A 17,588-nucleotide genomic window follows, 5' to 3' on the forward strand; every position below is an offset into this window, starting at 1 on the left:
GGCGTTTTTTATGAGGAATACAAATGAGTATTAAACAAAGCATTGCGTCACTGGTTATTTTGCTGAGTGTTTCGTTTAGTGCTTTTTCTGCTACTGAAACTATTTACTACATGGCAGATGCTAGGGCCTCTTGTGGTAGGAATAACGTGTATGGTTTATCACACTCTGAATTGGCTGATAATTTTGCTGCTGAAGTGGCGACTTGTACTCACAATCCACCTGTAACTAGACAGCGTATTTTTTTTCAAGGTGGCGGTCAATATGGTGTTGAGGCTTATGATGCGGCTAACACGCGCTTTTCTGGTAATGTCTACGAGCGTTCTGCAATATGTAACGATGGTGAAACGTTTAATCCTTTTACGGGGCAATGTGAGGGTGCTCCAGTTCCTTTCTGCGAAAAGCAAGATACAGTCAATCAAATGAATCAGTTTAAAGATGCTTGTTTCGACAAGGGTTGGAACCCTGTGGTGTCTTGTACTGATTCAACTGAATCTTTAGAGATGTCATGTAACCCACCTCCAGAGCCTGAAGAGTGCACCCCTGATTCACCAGATTGGCCTGCATGTAAAGATCCAGAGCCAGAAGAATGTACACCTGACTCACCGGATTGGGACCCTAGATATGGTATGTGTTGTAGACCAGAAAACAATTGGTGTGATACTCCCAAGCCAGAATCCTGTGTTATTGGCGGTCCCAATTGGCCAGCTTGTGCCACTGATACCGATATCGACCCTCCAACGGGCGGTGATTTGGGCGACCCTGATAAACCAAGTGGCGGCGGTACTGGTAATCCTGACCCAGAGAAACCCGAGCCTGATGTCGATAATACGAATGATACCCTCGCTGCTATCAAATCCATGAACAGTGATTTGAATGCGCAGCTAACTGGCATCAATAACGACATGAATAGAAATCAGGCTGAAACTAAATCGGCTCTCGATGCGCTCAAAGCGTCGGTAGATTTGAATACGGATACTGTCGTCGATAATGCAAACCATGTAGCGAATGCTATTCAAGGTCAGTCCGATATGCTGTCTGATATTGGCAATAATACAAACCGCTTGCTGACTTCGGCAAACAACCAGTTAAGTAATGGTTTTGGTCAGCTGTCTAGCGACCTTGGAGATTTGCAGGAAACCAACCAACAAGGTTTTGATGACCTTTTGAACAAGCTAGACGATTTAAAACCATGCGACCCTACTCCTGAGAATAGATTCTGTGAAAGCCCTCATGGATTGGATAGTAACTTTGTTGGTGATGCACTAACTCAAGCGGATTCGATTGTTTCTGGTGCTTTAGGCTCTTATGAATCGACGGTTGTTGGTGCGGCAAATGATTTGCTTGAAAAGAATATTACGGCTGAATCTGAGGCGCATATTACTGCGGTTTCTGATTCATTCCTTAACTTGCTTCCACAACCTAGCGAATGTATGCGGCTTTCTTTGCCAACACTCAATGGTGGGAACGTTTCAATCTCTTGTGAGTTCTCTCATAAGTTAAAAATGATCCTCTCCATTCTGATTTACATCTACACGATTAAGACGCTTGTTGAAATCCTGCTGACTGAGGTCACGCCTGTACCAAGTAACAAGCCAGGTTCGGGGAGATATTACTAATGATTCAGCTATTACCTATTGTTTCAGGCATTAGTGCGGCGTTGCGTTTACCTGCTTTGGTCGCGTTTATAGCACAAATAGCGACGACTCTGTTTGGTTGGTTCTTTATCGCCAAGGCGCGCAACGTCACGATTAACTTGGTGATTATTACCTTATTGATTGGGCTTACACTCGCGCTCACTCTTGCCATTTATACGCTTGCAACTGGGCTTTCTTACGTCACGCCCCCGTTTTGGTCACAAGCGGCGGGCATGTTTATCCCAAATAACGCAATTCCTTGCGTGAGTGCGATTTACTCGGCGCGTCTGCTGCGTTGGGTGTGGGAGTGGAAGTTCTACGCGATTGTGAGGGCGGCGTAATGGCTTCGGTCTACTTTGTCACGGGTAAGCTCGGCTCAGGTAAAACACTAACGGCAGTCGGTAAGATTCGCGAGGCATTTATGCGCGGTGTGCCTGTGGCGACAAACCTCGATATCAACTTGAAAGAAATGCTTGGACGCAACAAGCGCAACACTCGCCTTTATCGCTTACCGGACAAGCCTCAAGTGGAAGATCTGATGGTGATTGGTTCAGCAAACAAAAGCTATGACACCAAAAAAGACGGCTTGATTGTGCTCGATGAGTGCGGAACGTGGTTTAACTCGCGCACATGGAACGACAAGAATCGACAAAAGTTAATTGATCACCTCTTGCATATTCGAAAGCTTGGATGGGATGTCATTTTCATCGTTCAAGACATTTCGATTGTTGATAAACAAGCGCGTCTCGCACTGGCTGAACACACCGTATTTTGTCGCCGCTTAGACCGTCTTCAAGTCCCTATCATCTCGACTGCGGTATCCGTTCTGACGCTCGGTCAACTCAAGTTGAAAATGCCTAAGCTGCACGTTGGCATTGTGAAGTATGGTGACAACGCTAACTCGCTCACCGTCGATAAATGGATGCTCTGGGGTACGGACTTATACAGCTCTTATGACACTAAGCAGATGTTTAGAAACAACTATGAGGACGGCGTTTTTTCAGTATTGCCGCCCTATTATACCCATGGACGTTACACTGTCCCGTATACGTTGAGAAATATCATGCGCATTACGAAAATCTATCTCCGTAAATACTCTCGATTCAGTGTGTTTGCGGCAGGTGTTGCCGTCTCGTTTGCGGTGTTCACCTTAGTTGGCACACCGAACATATCGACAGAACCCGAAACGGCTCAAGCCTCGGAGCCTCGCGAGTCATTGAGTGACTTGCTCGACGGCTATCGAATCGAATCGTCAATGAATCCCCCAAACGTAGCCCCGTCTTTTGTGCTCGTTAAGGACGATGTGCGTCTGTCGTCGTCGCAACTATACGCAAAGGGCTTTACGGCTCAATCTAACGGCTCTTGCTCCATTACGGTTAGCGGCAACGGTCAATCATTCAAAGTTATGTGCTAGGGAATAAGGTGCGCTTTATGTCATGGATAATCGCAAAACTCACAGCTTGTCTTTCAAAAAAACAAAAAAAATCTTATTGTGCCGGAGGCTTATTATCAGCGCTCTCGTTGCTCACTATGCGCTGTGGTAAAGTTGAGAAACAAACTACGGCTTGTTCCAACTTTTCCACATCCAGCATTACCACCTTTCTGCTCGCGTGCACCCTGCTCAGCTCCCCTTCTTTTGCTGCAAGCTCTGCGCCTTTTGAGGCAAAGAACACACCGATTGGAGACTTTGCATCGTGGTTCTCGGTTCATACTGGGAATACGGTGGTGCTCGGTCAAGGTGTTACTGGTGAGGTCAGCTTTACCGCGCCCGATTTGAAAGATGAGGACTATCCAGCCTTTTTCCTTTCCGTGCTTCGCGCGCACGGTTACGAGCTTACGCATGACCACGGCGTTTTTACCATCATTGCTGACGCTAACAAGGTGGAGACGTTCGAACCCTCTCAAGTGAAGCTGTACTTCTTTGAGAATGTTCGAAATACCAAGGTCGTTGATTTGATTTCCTCGATGCTTGCTGCGACGCAGAATCAAACACTGAACAACAAAGCGATTAAGAATTACAAGGTTGAGGTACTACCGACCACAAACAGCATTATCGTGACTGGCTCTGAGAACCAATTGAAGCACATTGATGTCCTCATCAAAGGAATTGATAGACCACAAAAGCAAGTCTTTATCGAGGCGGTAATTACTGAAACTGAGCTCGGAGACTCTCAGGAAGTCGGCGTAAATATGGACTTGGCATTTAGTGAGGCTGGCTTTGTTTCGCAACCGACCGCAATCAAGAAAGCCGTTGATAACCTACTGTTCTATGAGGGCGGTGATTTCAATGCGCTTATCAAAGCTGTATCAAAGAATCAGAATACCAAGCTCTTGTCACGACCAAACATGTTCATTATGGACAGGGAGCGCGGTTACATCACGGTTGGTCAGAACGTGCCGTTCCTCACTTCGTCTGAGGTAACTGACGGCGGTAATCGAGTCCAGCAAATTGAACGTAAGGATGTGGGCGTCTCACTTGAAGTGGTACCGCATGTAATTGGTGATCATGTGGTGTTACAGATTATGCAAAAATCCGACTCGGTTACGGATTCCTCTATCGCATCCGACATCATCACCAATACGCGAACACTGCAAACTGTGGTCAAGGTCAAAGACCGCCAAACGATCTCTTTAGGTGGTTTGATTTCCCAAGAGCAGCGCGACTCGGTAAGTGGTGTGCCTGTCTTGATGGATGTTCCGTTACTTGGTGCGTTATTCCGGTCAGAAAAGACCAATACGGTAGATAAAGAACTGAAAGTAACGATAAGAACCACGATACTTTGAGTTAAAAGAAAAGCCGAACAATTGCTGTTCGGCTCTGCTTTAGCTGTACTGTAATACGCTCTCCAATTCTCTACACTTTATTATCGTGTCACGCTCTAATACGGTTGCGATATGTGTTTTATCATAAGAGTTTCTAGCTTCAAACCGGAGCAACGGGTGGTGTCCGTTAAGTGCATTATTTACGTATATATCTCGCTCTTGTCTCTTCTTCTGCCTATGAGAGGAATCATCTAGCTCGATGACCGCCAATACTTTTGTATCTCTATCCGTTATCACGTAGTCCATTCTTTTAGCCCAAGTTCGTGAGTTGTCTTTAAAGTTGGTAGGTTGAACCAACGCCATTAAAGATACCTGACTATGAATGACATATTCTTCCGATAGAAGCTCCTGCAACACTTTATAGAATCTGCGTTCTGTCTTGGTAGCCAAGTATGTACTTTTCTTGTGAGGTACAGAACTAGTCTTATTGCTAGTGTTTGGCAGAGGTACTTCGACTATCTTTGGGTTCTTTTCTACAGCTTTTGGCTCAAAAGAATGTATGCTGTTCGGTCTTCTAACCGTTGCACCTTGCTCCCATTCGTTAAGCCTACGTTTAGGTTTCTTACCCTTCTTTGTGAATAGATACACAATACACGCTAAGGATATAAGTATCAGTAATTCAGGCACTTTCTGTTCCTTACTCATAAAAATGAGTGCATGGTAGCATATCGGTTTTGTTCGGTGTGTTATTGAAATCAGCTTTTATGCGCCCCTGTAGTATATTTCGGGGGTAAACTACCACCCGGCGCTAGTTGTGAGCCACTGGTTAGTATGAGCTTGTCAGCTTAGAGTGTGGTGGCATATGCCTTAGGACTAACGTATTATTGTAATCGGTATCTTTAGTGAGATGCATCGTCACCCGAATTGATTCTAAAGGGATAAGTTTAAATTCAATTATTTTTAACTGGAGTGTTTTTAAAGCTTCAATGAGAATTATAAAATATGTATAAAAGTCAAATAATAAGTGTGGTAGTTGGTGTATTTATTACATTCGCTTTGAATTTATCAATCTCTTACATCCAATTGAATAAGGGGTATGTTTTATTCGGTGAGCCGTTTATCCAACAGAAACAAAAACTATACCCTGTAGATATAGTCAATCAGTCAAAAGAAACATTAAAGTCGTTACAGTTTTTAGTTCCTGAAAAGTTGGATATTAAGTCTATATTAACTAGTAGACCTTTAATAATTAAGGAGCTAGATAATACTTTGACGTCAACGGGCCAAAAGGTTATTGAGCTTTCAGGCATCACCTCCGAGTCTTCAGTAAGGCTACTCATTCCTATTGAACCGCCTCTAAATTCATGCTGTGAGTTATTAAACTTCCAAGAATTGAACCTAGAAAAGAGGAATGATGCTGATATTGAAAACCCTGTCTCTGCTATGTTCCTTAAAGCGATTGTCAACAGCTTGGTGTATACAGTTGTTCTTAGTGCATTTTCATTTTGGATGCACCTAAAAATAAAAAATTCATTCAAAGAATATAAGCAAGAAATAAAAGAAATCAAAGAGAGCGTTAAGGAATACAAGCAAGGATATAAAGAGTTAAATATCTTGTACAAACGTCAGCGTTACATGCTTTTACGTCGAATTAATGAATATTCTAAGGAGCTGAACTTTTGGAGAATGTCCATTAGAAAGCAATTGTTAGGTGCTATGACATCTAAGGAGGTGGATGAGAAGCTACTTTCGGTGAGTGCTAATTTAGATACACGTTCAACTCATGGAAATATAAATAGAGAGTATGAAGACCTAGAGATAAACATACAAATGGCCGAAGAAATTTCCGAAAAAATACGGTAACCATCTTTCGGAATTCAACCAAGCGAGCCGATTATCAAAGAGATATTATGGATAATTTTTTTATAGCGTTGATAACATTTTTTTCCGTAGCCAACTTAACATATGTATTCACCTACAAGGAATATAAGATTCCAATACTTTGGTTATTTTTAAAACTTGATATTGCAATAATTATATCAATTTTAGTTATCGCAATAATACAAGGAGTAAGCAACAATTTTTCTGATTTTGACTTATTTATGTATGTTTTGAATAACTGCTGGCATTACTTTATATATATGTGTCTTGTTCAGTGGTTTTGTTTGAACATTTCAGAAAAACTGTCTTCTAGTTCATAAATTCTAAAAAGAGGCCCCTTTAGGGGCCTCTTTTTACATCATATTTCTTAATGCTCGGGCAAATTTCAATACCTTCCCAGCAGCTTCTAAGTCAGTCAATGCTCCTATCTCTAATAGAGCAATTCCAGTCAAAACTTGTTGAGCTGTTACCAGCTGCCCTGTTGGAAGTTCTAATCTATCGTAATGCATTTTGAATTGTTCCCATTGCTCAGATGAGCTCAATTCCCTTCCCTTTGTCATTCTCATTAACCGTTTACACTCTGGGGGAATGGTTTTCCCTTTATCCCATTCTTTGACCGTTCTCACAGTTTTCAAACAAAGTTCAGCAGCTTGTTCGACGGATAAACCACATTCAAATTCACGAAAAATATAGTTTTTAGTCATTTCGTGATACTTCATTGAATAGTCCCTCAAAAGAGAGACATTTTATAAGACACACATATGCAATCGCATTCAACATAAGCAGATATAATGCGCACTGCAATAGTGGTTCCTGTGGACTTGCAATCACTAAAGCCAATCCGGCACAAACCATTGAAATGCTTGATAATCCAAGTCCGTTATACTTTTTTGCAATTCCTTCCCATACTGCTTGTATCTGCAGATTATCATTTCGAGTTGATTGGTTTATCTCACCTAGCCTGCATTCCCAACCAATTACACGAGAGCCACTTCATTTTCATTTAGTTCATCGGGTCTGAAAGCTTTGCGCTCTTGCTGCCCGATGCTTCTAATCAACATTGCAATCACGAACCTGTGGCTATATGAAGCCGAATATACTTTTCTGGATATTTATAACGATAGCGTTTTCCTTTCCTCAAGTTGGATTTCACATACCGACAAACTTTTTTGTCACCACTACTGGTTACTCTTTTTATTACTGCTTTTTTACCTTTGTGTTCCATCTCTATCATGACATCACAATAACCTTGGTAGTCATCAAATTTATTGTCTGCTTTCCTTTGAATCTTAGTTTTAATCTTTTTAGCCAATGGATTCGTTTCCGAGTCGTCAGACAAAGCTGAAGCACTTACAAAGAGAAAGACCATTAAAGTTACAACGTATCGCATAGTTTAAGTCCGTTTATCTTATTGATTAATCAATGATAAATAATTTTTCTATAGATACGAAAATGGGACGCTATATTGCGTCCCATTTAACACGATTAAGTAACTGATATGTAATTAAGCTCGCTTCTTGCCTTTGCTCGCTTTGAAACCTTGATGCGGAAAAACGTTGCGAATCCGCTGTTGGATTTTTTTGGGAACGTCCTTGGAAAAGCTCAAACGCATGCCAGTTCGTTGGCTATATACCTTCATTTCACCACTAAACGGATTATGTTCACTAATATCTTGTAAGTTATGTTTGAAAGAAGGTGGTAGATGCCCTTTTACGTTACTGATATGGCCGTTATCAAACTTTACTTTTAGCACTGGTCTATCAACTGCGATCAACCAAAAGATTACGATGGCAGCAATTAAGATTACATATAACATTTGGCACTCCCTATCCTAGCTAGATAGCAATTTACTCAAATCCTCTTTGATCGAGGTAACTTTTTGACTCGCTTTTTCACTTCTCGATGCTTCAGAAAGTAGATATTCAATTGCGTCAGATAATGTACAACCGAGCTCGGTTGCTCTGCTAGAAAGCTTTTCCCAAACTCGATAATCTAAGTCAATGGACTTTTTCTTTGTATGGACTTGCTCTGCATTGAAATGACGCTTCCTTTTCGCTCGGATAGCCTGCTTGAGTTTGTTGTCCAACTCTTCTGACATGTGGTTTTCTATCCAAGCTAATACAAGCGTAGGTTCGTGTTCAAGGCGTTTTAGCTCTGCAACCGCGGCATCTGCTTCACTTGTATCAATATGTCGGGTAATCGCTTCACCATCTTTCCATTTCTTGATGAGATACTTCCATTTCCACCCACACTCTAGATTCTCAAGCTGCTGATATTTCATTTATTCCGACCCATAAACATAACCTAGTGACAGCGTAACCCAGATAATTTACTTGGGCAAATAAAACTCTTAGAAGTATCGATGTTGATCACTCATTTGTCTAAGTATTGTTCATTGAGTGTTGAATGCCGTGAGCGAGCCAAATTGGTGCTAGGGTGTTATAGTCCATTTCGTTATAATGTCGGCAAGATTGAATTACGATGAATTTTAATGAACCAACTTAATTGGCAAGACGTAACACCTTCACTTGAGCAGTACGAAGCACTTTTAAAGTCTGCACCTTCGTTACCAAAGAAGTCTTTTACTGATCTTCAACCGAGGATGTCGGCAACGATATCTCGCTTTTCCAAAATGTCGGGATTGACACGCGTGCTACTCATTAACTGCGTCGATAATTCTGTCTATAGAGAGTTCATCAGTAAAGCTCTTCAGAGTCATTCTAACGCTGCGATTGTTTTGTCGGAATCACTTGATGCCAAACGTTTATTTGACCGTTACAGTGTTGATGTAAGTGGTGATATTGCCTTCCAACCTGGCTTGATTTCACAAGCTGACGACGGTTATTTGATTGTACCTGCTAATCTCATTCTGGCTAACCCGGGACTTTGGCCGAATATAAAGTCTGCAATTCAACAAAACCTTATCGAGCCACTGAACCTAAGCCCTACTCGCTTACCTACTTCAGTACCGCCATCTAAAGCTTATGATGTAAAACTGATTGTAACTGGGGAAAGAAGTCAGTTAGCAGAGCTAGAATATATCGACGAGGACTTTTGTTCAGGCTTTGCCATGTATACCGAAGTTGAAGAAGATATTCATTTGTCAGAGCAGAATTTGACAGATTACTTTGGTTTGGTGAACTGGGTATGTTCTCAATATCAGCTGCCTCACTTAACGGAATGTGGCTTTAGAAGACTGTTGCTAGCTGGTATGAGATTTACTGAAGATCAACATTATTTGCCGTTAGGTGTAATGTGGCATTCTCAACTTCTAACACTTGCCAGCCAGTTCAGTGATTGCCAAACATTAGATTACGAGTCATTAGATAAAGCGATTGACGACAAGTATTATCGCGAATCCTATCTTCCTCAGCGTGCCGTGTACGATATTTTAGATGGACAAGTCATTATTGAGACAACTGGGGAACAAGTTGGTCAAATCAATGGCCTAACCGTCATCGATATGGCTGGACACCCTGTCAGCTATGGTGAGCCTGCCAGAATATCGTGTGTAATTCACTTTGGTGATGGCGATGTTTCCGATGTTGAGCGCAAAGCTGAGCTTGGAGGCAATCTACATGCGAAAGGCATGATGATTATGCAAGCTTTCTTAAGCTCTGCTCTAAAACTGGATGAACCACTGCCTTACTCTGCCTCGATTGTATTTGAACAGTCTTATAGTGAAGTTGACGGTGACAGCGCATCTCTCGCAGAACTTTGTTGCTTGGTGAGTGCGCTATCTGAATCTCCAATTAATCAACAAGTTGCGGTTACAGGAGCCGTCGATCAGTTTGGTCGAGTGCAAGCAGTCGGTGGCTTGAACGAGAAAATTGAAGGTTTTTATCAGGTTTGTAAACATCAGGGTTTTACGGGAAATCAAGGCGTTGTCATGCCGAAATCAAACCTTAAACACCTTGCATTACATAAAGATGTAATAGAAAGCATTAAAAATGGTGAGTTCCATATTTGGTCCGTCTCTACGGTAGATGAAGCTATTCCGATTGTTATGAATAAACCTTTTAGAGGCGAAGACGAGAGCATTATTGGCAAAATAGCGGAACGTATTGAAAACTTTGAAAGACATGAGCATCCAGAAGGAATTGTGCAGCGCATCAAAAACTGGTTTGTCTAGTACTGATCGGAGTTGTTTAGCGTACACGTGTTCACTAAGATGCAGCTATCAAAAATTGGAGTAATTGATAATGCAAAACAAACGTGATTCTTATAACCGTGACGATCTACTTGCTTCTAGCCAAGGGGAACTGTTTGGGCCTGGTTACCCTCAGCTTCCTGCGCCAAACATGCTAATGATGGATCGTATTACTAAAATGTCTGAGACAGAGGGCGATTTTGGTAAAGGTTTGATCTTGGCGGAATTGGATATTACTCCAGATTTGTGGTTCTTTGATTGCCACTTCCCTGGTGATCCAGTAATGCCTGGCTGCCTTGGCCTTGACGCGATGTGGCAACTTGTTGGCTTCTTCCTTGGCTGGGTTGGCGGTAAAGGTAAAGGTCGCGCTCTAGGTGTTGGTGAAGTGAAGTTTACAGGCCAAATCCTACCGACGGCGAAAAAAGTAACCTACGAAATCCATATGAAACGCGTCGTAAATCGTAAACTAGTAATGGGTTTGGCTGACGGTCGTGTATGCGTAGATGGCAAAGAAATCTACGTTGCGAAAGATTTGAAAGTTGGTTTGTTCCAAGACACTTCAAACTTCTAATCACGACTTTAATCGATTTATAAAGGCTCCTATTTAGGGGCCTTTTTGTTTGCCTAGTCTATAAATGTAGAAAAGGCTCCGTAGAGCCCTTTCGAATCCTTCTTTTTGTATGTGGAGAGTTTATTTGTAGAGACCAGATTGTCTTTCATCTCTGGCATCACGCCAACCACCTAACCAATACGACCGAGCATCAACTTGTTGATATGGGCAAGCCTCTTGAGACCTTCCATTCAACCCAGCTTTATAGCCTTGAGATTGAGCTCGTTCTAGGCGATCACGCTTTTGTCTCTTCATAGTTAATTCCTCATACAGGTCCATTTACTAACGTACAGCTGTTATTGTGAAACTTTGATGGAGTTTTTATGACTCCACTTATAAGAGTCGATCAAGTTGAGTGATTTCTCAAGGCATAAAAAAAGCAGAGGCTCAAATGTGTGAGCCTCTGCTTGATTTAAAAATTACTGACGATTTTTGACTATTTTCTACGGAACCCAAACAATCCAAGCATGGTCAAAGCTAACCAACCAAGGCCTGCACCTTGACGCTCTGTTGTCGTTGAGTCAACGCTTCGAGACACAATGTCCTTCTCAGTCGCACCTGCAATAGGCACCAATTTTACGGCTACGATTTGCTCATCAGAACTACATGTCGCATTGTTTGCTGTTGTACTGTAACCGCCAGCACATTTCATAGCAGTACCAGAGATCACACCTGCATCATTGATATCAGTTGCGTCGATAATACGGAACTGATTGTTTTGTTCAGAGTAATCACCGCCATTAGTCAAACTGTCTAGGAACCAAGCTTTTCCATTAAACAATGTTGCAGCACGTTCACTAGTCTCGCCACCTAGGCTATATGGATAGATAAAACCGCGCTTACGACGTGGCTTGCCATCGTCTTCACGCGTCGTTTCCGCATCAAGTTGTCCGACAATTTCATTGTAAGAGTTGATCCCGCCCATCTTACCGCCCGCACCGCTGAAGAAAATTCCGGTACTTGGGTAAAAAGCGTTAATAGAATCCTTACGAACATCATTTACGATAAAGAGACGATTCGGAGCAGAGCCCGTTGGCATTAAGTATCCGCCCGAACGTTTTGCTTCACCAATAGCAACAAAATTTGAGTTAACATCGGTTAATCGTGAGTTTGTATGAACCGTATCATCGCCCTCACGCTGTCTCGCTCCTACAACAACTTTGTTTTTCCAAGTTGCGTTTTCAACGCTACCTTCTGCCTCTAGGGTTCCGACAAAAACAGTAGCATTCAGATAGTTATCATCACTGTATGTGTTGTAACCCACGCCGTAAACCGTTGTTCCATCTGTGACAAGGTCACGCATGCTTCCTTGAGCCAGTCTTTCTCCGTCTTTAGATGTGCCACTTGGCCAAGCCAACTCACTGACGGTTCCACTTTGATCCCAAATAGCTGCTTTCGATGTGTGGTGAGCGCCATTGGTATTGCTTGCCGTTCGAGATACACTACCAACGGTAAAAATGCCATCGGTTTTCCAAGCGTGGCTTTGCACAACGCTTGCGTCGTTATCACCTGTAACAAAATTTGGTTCAATAGGTGCTACGACTGTATTTCTTGTTTCCAGTGTCGACTGGTTTTCACTGCTGACTTTACTTTGATTACCGACAGCTGCACCATCTTCGGTAAGCTGATTGATAACATTGTTATATTCATTTTTATAAGCAGCAGAATCGCCTTCTACAAATGCTAACGCATTAGAAGTAAAGTCTTTACTACGCTCTTTGTTCCATGGGGTCCAGTTTACAGAAGCCCAAGAGTCACAAGTAGAATAGCGAAGCTGGTTATAACAGTAACGTTCAAAATCTTTGAGTTCTTGGATGTAATAAAAGCCCGCGTCCAATCCAAATGGAATTTCCTCACGATAGCTGTTCCCATCCACGGCTTGTGTCGCTGAAATCGGTGTTGTGCGAGTTTCCATCGCAAGCTTAAATTGGTCTGGTGTACAGTTTGCTGCTGCATCAAAACAGCCCAAAGCGAAAGGGGAACCTGTTGAAGGATCTGTACCCGCATCACCTTGCTGAATTGCAACGCCGTAAGCCGTTTGGTAGTCACCGTTTGAACCATGATCCTGAGGTGAAACCTCAACCACTTGATACAATGCCGCCTGTGCGTTCATTGCGGTACCAACCATCATCGCAATGGCGGTCAATTTGAATTTATTACTACAATTCATTGAATTCTTAACTATCCTGTTGCATTGCTTCGAGTTCTTCCCATCTCTCGAATGCGATTTCCAACTCCTGCTCTAGTGCAGCAAGCTGTTCCAATACCGGCTGAGTTTGCTCTACAGGTTTAGCAAAGAACTCTGGATCGTTCACTTGCTCCTGAAGGCTCTCGATATCCGACTCTAATTGTTCTAGTTTAGCTGGTAGAGCTTCTAATTCTCTTTGCAGCTTATACGATAACTTCTTCGAGTTGTTCTTAGGTTGAGTTGTTTTGGGAGTTTCCTCAACCACTTTTTCTTTTTTCGCTGGCTTTTCAACCGCTTGACGAACCGCCAATACCTGCTCACGCTGCTGTCTTGCATCGTGATAACCACCAACAAACTCTTCAATCACTCCGTTTCCTTCGAAGATCCAGCTTGTGGTAACGGTATTATCAACAAACTCTCGGTCGTGGCTAACTAAAAGCAACGTGCCCTGATAGTTGGCAAGCATTTCTTCTAAAAGTTCCAACGTTTCGATATCCAAATCGTTGGTTGGTTCATCAAGAATAAGTAAGTTGTTTGGTTTCAACAAGATACGAGCTAGCAGTAATCGGTTTTTCTCACCACCAGAGAGTGCCTTAACCGGAGTCCTTGCGCGCTTAGGTGCAAATAAGAAGTCTTGAAGATAACTCAGCGCATGACGCTGACGTCCCCCAACCATTACTTCTTGTTTCCCATCCGCTAAGTTATCGATCACTGTCTTTTCTGGATCCAAAATCTCTCGGTACTGATCAAAGTACGCGACTTCTAATTTTGTTCCGCAGTGTAAACGACCAGACTGCGCTTCCAATTGCCCTAATAGCAATTTAAGTACCGTACTCTTACCGCAGCCATTTGGTCCGATAAGTGCAATACGGTCACCGCGCATAATGTTAAAGCTAAAGTTGTCGACGATTGTCTTGCCTTCGTAAGCAAAAGATATGTTTTCTGCTTCAAATACAATTTTCCCTGAACGTGAAGCATCATCGATATTAAGGTTAACTTTGCCTTGGACATCCCGGCGATCGCGACGCTCTTCACGAAGTTTCTTCAATGCGCGTACACGACCTTCATTTCGAGTTCGGCGTGCTTTAATGCCCTGCCGAATCCAAACTTCCTCTTGAGCAAGCTTTTTGTCGAATTCAGCATTCTGCATTTCTTCAACGCGGAGCATCTCTTCTTTTTCTTCTAGGTAGTTGTCGTAATCACCTGGGAAAGAAGCTAATTGCCCGCGATCTAAATCAACAATGCGTGTTGCCATTGATTTGATGAACGCACGGTCGTGAGAAATAAAGATGATCGAGCCTTTGAAGTCTTTTAAGAAGTTCTCTAACCATTCGATAGTTGTTACATCAAGATGGTTTGTTGGCTCATCAAGAAGTAATACATCAGGGTCACAAACCAGCGCGCGAGCTAAAGCGGCTTTACGTTGCCAACCACCGGATAAATCGGTCAGTTTAGTTTCTGGACTTAGTTTTAAAGCACCAAGTACGTTCTTAACACGGTCATCAAAACGCCAAGCATTAGAATGGTCAAGCTGCTCTTGAACCTTGGCTAAACGGTTGATGTTTTTCTCACTCGGGTCTTGAGCAACAAGATCGAGAAGATCGTGATAGATCTTCAGTTGTTCGCCGATTTCAGCCAAACCGCCAGATACGTATTCGTAAACCGTACCCTCTTGATTACGCGGTGGATCTTGTTCAAGTCGAGAAACAACGACGTCTTGAGTGATTTGAATCTTGCCGTCGTCCAACAAAATGTCGCCGGCAAGCACTTTCATTAACGTGGACTTACCTGCTCCGTTGCGACCCACTAAACAAACGCGTTCGTTTTCTTGAAGAGCGAACTCCGCTTTGTCCAGTAATGGGTGGTCACCAAATGCAAGTTGTGCGTTATGAATGGTAAGTAATGCCATTATTATCCAACCAATGTGTGAGTTGTTCTAAGTCAAACGGCCAGTTCAACTCAGAATCTTGATACTTTAATACGGGTATTGTGACGCCGTAACGAGAAAACAGTGCATCATCGAACGCAATATCAATGATATCTGTTTGCTCGGCCAAACCAATTTGGTCTACTAGAGCAAATGCCATCTCACAAAGATGGCATCCCTCCGTGCTATACAATATCAGCACGTATTAATCCTTTTGTTTATACTACGCGTGCGTTACTAGCCAACAGTTATGAATCTGTTTATTACGCGCAAAATCTAATGGTAACGTTTGAGAAGAAATATTCTGAGCCTTCAAACCAAGTTCGGCCAGCGACTCTTCATCCATCTTGAAGTGGCGCTTGTTATTCGAGAATACGATAGTGCCTTCACTTCTTAGTAAACGTTTAAGATTCTTCATCAGTTTAATGTGGTCACGTTGTACGTCGAATGATGTTTCCATACGCTTAGAGTTAGAGAACGTAGGTGGATCAATAAAGATCAAGTCGTACTCACCTTTCGCGTTTTCTAGCCATTGCAAACAGTCTGCTTGTTCATAGCGATGCTGACGTCCTACACAGCCGTTAAGCTGCATATTGTCTTTCGCCCAGTTCAAGTAGGTATTTGACATATCAATAGTCGTTGTGGAACGAGCGCCACCAACCGCTGCGTGAACCGTCGCACTCCCAGTATATGCAAACAAGTTTAAGAAATCTTTACCTTGCGCCATTTCACCTAAGCGACGACGAGTGATCTTATGATCCAAGAACAAGCCAGTGTCTAGATAGTCATGAAGGTTTACGATCAGCTTCACACCGTACTCGTTTACTTCAAGCGTCTCTGACACCTGACCTAATTTTTGGTATTGGCTGCGACCCTTCTGCTTTTCACGAACTTTAAGTACTACTTTGTTCGCCTCTACACCTGTCACCTGAATCGTTGCACGAATGATATCCGTTAGGCGACGTTTTGCTTTTTCTTCTGGAATGTTTTTTGGCGCAGCATACTCTTGAATTACGATTTGATCGCCGTATACGTCTATCGCCACATTGTATTCAGGAAGATCAGCGTCATAGATTCGGTAGCAATCAAGCTTCTCTTTACGAGCCCACTTGCCAATCTTGCCAATGTTTTTCTTTAAACGATTTGAAAAATCTGGTGCGATTTGAACATTAGTATCAGCACCCTTCACTTCATCAGCACTGCGCTCTGCAATACTGTAGTTCTTTTGGTGACAAGGTAACGCACCATTATTCAATTTAAATTGTTTATCAGCACGCATACGAAGACAGCTCAGCAGCTCGTCTGAACTCGAGAAGATAGAGGCTTTGCATCCACCAAACTCAGATTTTAGCTGTCCACCAAATGCGGTGTAGAGCGCAATTAGCCCCGGCTCAGTTCCTAGACGTTCACCGTAAGGTGGGTTTGAAACGATAACACCGTGTTCGAATCCTGCAGGACGAGTAATGGTTGCAGCATCACCTTGTGCGAACTCAATCAATTCTTCAACGCCTGCTCTGCGCGCGTTTTCTTGAGCAACTTTTAATACTTTAGGGTCGTTATCGAAGCCAAAAAACTTAGCGTCAACTTTCTTGACACCTCGTCTAGCTTGAACATTAGCCTCTGATTTAATCTCTGCCCAAGTCTCTGGTTCAAAGTCTTCCAACACTTCGAAACCCCATTGCTTTCGCTTAACGCCAGGAGCCATGTTGGCAGCCATCATCGCAGCTTCAATAAGCAAAGTACCAGAACCGCACATTGGATCGAGTAATGGTTGATGCCCATCCCAGCCACAACGCATGATAATCGCAGAAGCAAGCGTTTCACGTAACGGGGCACGACCCGATTCTGGTCGGTAGCCACGTTGATGCAAACCACTGCCTACCATATCTATCCCAAGCAACGCTTTATCTTTATGCAAACGAACGTGAATACGAACATCTGGGCGTTCTTTACTGATGTTGGGACGCGGCAAACCTTTATTTTCAAAGCAATCTACGATGCCATCTTTGACTTTCATCGCACCGTACTGGCTATTTCTGATCTCACGGTTTGTGCCGTTAAAGTCCACGACAAAACGTTTAGAGCTATGAAATTGGTTAACCCAGTTAATAGCAGATGTAGATAAATACAAGTCCATGTCGTTGTTACACGTGAACTCAGATAAAACACGTACAAATCGAGACGCTAAACGGCTCCACAAACAACAGCGATAAACCTGTTCGTTTGTCGCTTTAAATTTTACGCCTGCCTGTACTGGTTTCGCATTTTCAATGCCTAGTTTAGTCAGTTCTTCAACAAGCAAATTTTCCATGCCATTTGAAGTTACCGCGAGATATTGATTCATAGTGTTCTTTCGCTGATAAAAAATGGCTTCAATTATACCTGACTTTACGATCAATGCCTCGTTTTTAAAGGAATTTCCCCACCTGTTAGTT

Annotated in this window: 17 protein-coding genes and 1 pseudogene; 7 read left to right on the forward strand and 11 right to left on the reverse strand. The window is 42.7% G+C overall.

Going from position 1 to position 17,588, the window contains the following annotated elements; genetic code table 11:
- Positions 1–23 precede the first annotated feature (23 nt).
- The 4 genes from L3V32_RS05070 to L3V32_RS05085 are packed head-to-tail and all read left to right on the forward strand — an operon-like array spanning position 24 to position 4,418.
- The gene (locus L3V32_RS05070) at positions 24–1,616 is read left to right on the forward strand and encodes a chemotaxis protein (RefSeq protein ID WP_237283919.1); all 1,593 of its coding nucleotides are present in this window, start codon (positions 24–26) and stop codon (positions 1,614–1,616) included.
- Positions 1,616–1,975, forward strand: a complete 360-nt coding sequence (locus tag L3V32_RS05075) for a DUF5455 family protein (RefSeq protein ID WP_012841818.1) — start codon at positions 1,616–1,618, stop codon at positions 1,973–1,975. Before L3V32_RS05070 ends, L3V32_RS05075 begins: the two co-directional genes overlap by 1 nt.
- The gene (locus L3V32_RS05080) at positions 1,975–3,048 is read left to right on the forward strand and encodes a zonular occludens toxin domain-containing protein (protein WP_237283948.1); all 1,074 of its coding nucleotides are present in this window, start codon (positions 1,975–1,977) and stop codon (positions 3,046–3,048) included. The genes L3V32_RS05075 and L3V32_RS05080 overlap by 1 nt, the downstream gene beginning before the upstream one ends.
- A 17-nt stretch (positions 3,049–3,065) precedes the next feature.
- Positions 3,066–4,418, forward strand: a complete 1,353-nt coding sequence (locus tag L3V32_RS05085; protein WP_237283920.1) for a secretin N-terminal domain-containing protein — start codon at positions 3,066–3,068, stop codon at positions 4,416–4,418.
- Positions 4,419–4,457: 39 nt separating this feature from the next.
- On the opposite strand, the gene L3V32_RS05090 is transcribed toward L3V32_RS05085, so the two are convergent.
- Positions 4,458–5,084: a DUF2726 domain-containing protein gene (locus tag L3V32_RS05090; protein WP_237283921.1), complete on the reverse strand. Its 627-nt coding sequence runs from the start codon at positions 5,082–5,084 to the stop codon at positions 4,458–4,460.
- A 315-nt stretch (positions 5,085–5,399) separates the two neighbouring features.
- Between L3V32_RS05090 and L3V32_RS05095 the strand changes: the two genes are divergently transcribed.
- Positions 5,400–6,260 carry a hypothetical protein gene (locus L3V32_RS05095; RefSeq protein WP_237283922.1) on the forward strand — a complete coding sequence of 287 codons (861 nt, stop codon included), beginning with the start codon at positions 5,400–5,402 and terminating at the stop codon, positions 6,258–6,260.
- Positions 6,261–6,631: 371 nt separating this feature from the next.
- Here L3V32_RS05095 and L3V32_RS05100 read toward each other — a convergent pair whose 3' ends face one another.
- The 5 genes and pseudogenes from L3V32_RS05100 to matP all read right to left on the reverse strand — a co-directional run bounded on the left by L3V32_RS05100 (position 6,632) and on the right by matP (position 8,559).
- Entirely contained in the window at positions 6,632–6,997 is a 366-nt protein-coding gene (locus L3V32_RS05100) for a phage protein (RefSeq protein WP_025636346.1), read from the reverse strand.
- Positions 6,975–7,214: pseudogene (locus tag L3V32_RS05105) on the reverse strand (DUF3693 domain-containing protein); the annotation flags it as partial. The pseudogene L3V32_RS05105 and the gene L3V32_RS05100, both read right to left, overlap by 23 nt.
- Positions 7,215–7,344: 130 nt before the next feature.
- Positions 7,345–7,668, reverse strand: a complete 324-nt coding sequence (locus tag L3V32_RS05110) for a hypothetical protein (protein WP_046876223.1) — start codon at positions 7,666–7,668, stop codon at positions 7,345–7,347.
- Positions 7,669–7,782: 114 nt separating this feature from the next.
- Positions 7,783–8,094 carry a DUF3634 family protein gene (locus tag L3V32_RS05115; protein WP_005396496.1) on the reverse strand — a complete coding sequence of 104 codons (312 nt, stop codon included), beginning with the start codon at positions 8,092–8,094 and terminating at the stop codon, positions 7,783–7,785.
- Between the two features lie 15 nt (positions 8,095–8,109).
- Entirely contained in the window at positions 8,110–8,559 is a 450-nt protein-coding gene (gene matP, locus L3V32_RS05120) for a macrodomain Ter protein MatP (RefSeq protein WP_053807434.1), read from the reverse strand.
- Between the two features lie 210 nt (positions 8,560–8,769).
- On the opposite strand from matP, the gene L3V32_RS05125 reads away from it, so the two are divergent.
- Complete coding sequence (locus L3V32_RS05125) at positions 8,770–10,410, forward strand: Lon protease family protein (protein WP_237283923.1); 1,641 nt, start codon at positions 8,770–8,772, stop codon at positions 10,408–10,410.
- A 70-nt stretch (positions 10,411–10,480) separates the two neighbouring features.
- A complete protein-coding gene (gene fabA, locus L3V32_RS05130; RefSeq protein ID WP_005396499.1) occupies positions 10,481–10,999 on the forward strand; it encodes a bifunctional 3-hydroxydecanoyl-ACP dehydratase/trans-2-decenoyl-ACP isomerase in 519 nt (172 codons plus the stop codon).
- A gap of 120 nt (positions 11,000–11,119) precedes the next feature.
- Here fabA and rmf read toward each other — a convergent pair whose 3' ends face one another.
- From rmf to rlmKL, 5 genes are all read right to left on the reverse strand, one after another.
- On the reverse strand, positions 11,120–11,293 hold the full coding sequence (gene rmf / locus L3V32_RS05135; RefSeq protein ID WP_005377453.1) for a ribosome modulation factor: 174 nt from the start codon (positions 11,291–11,293) through the stop codon (positions 11,120–11,122).
- A 181-nt stretch (positions 11,294–11,474) separates the two neighbouring features.
- Positions 11,475–13,208: a DUF3466 family protein gene (locus L3V32_RS05140; RefSeq protein WP_237283924.1), complete on the reverse strand. Its 1,734-nt coding sequence runs from the start codon at positions 13,206–13,208 to the stop codon at positions 11,475–11,477.
- A 7-nt stretch (positions 13,209–13,215) separates the two neighbouring features.
- On the reverse strand, positions 13,216–15,135 hold the full coding sequence (locus L3V32_RS05145; protein WP_145474017.1) for an ABC transporter ATP-binding protein: 1,920 nt from the start codon (positions 15,133–15,135) through the stop codon (positions 13,216–13,218).
- Positions 15,113–15,355 carry a glutaredoxin family protein gene (locus tag L3V32_RS05150; protein ID WP_074190119.1) on the reverse strand — a complete coding sequence of 81 codons (243 nt, stop codon included), beginning with the start codon at positions 15,353–15,355 and terminating at the stop codon, positions 15,113–15,115. The genes L3V32_RS05145 and L3V32_RS05150 overlap by 23 nt, the downstream gene beginning before the upstream one ends.
- Before the next feature lie 21 nt (positions 15,356–15,376).
- Positions 15,377–17,497, reverse strand: a complete 2,121-nt coding sequence (rlmKL, locus tag L3V32_RS05155) for a bifunctional 23S rRNA (guanine(2069)-N(7))-methyltransferase RlmK/23S rRNA (guanine(2445)-N(2))-methyltransferase RlmL (RefSeq protein WP_005396504.1) — start codon at positions 17,495–17,497, stop codon at positions 15,377–15,379.
- Between the last annotated feature and the right edge of the window lie 91 nt (positions 17,498–17,588).

The sequence above is a fragment of the Vibrio sp. J2-4 genome (assembly GCF_021728155.1).
In the GTDB taxonomy this organism is placed as follows: Bacteria; Pseudomonadota; Gammaproteobacteria; order Enterobacterales; family Vibrionaceae; genus Vibrio; species Vibrio diabolicus.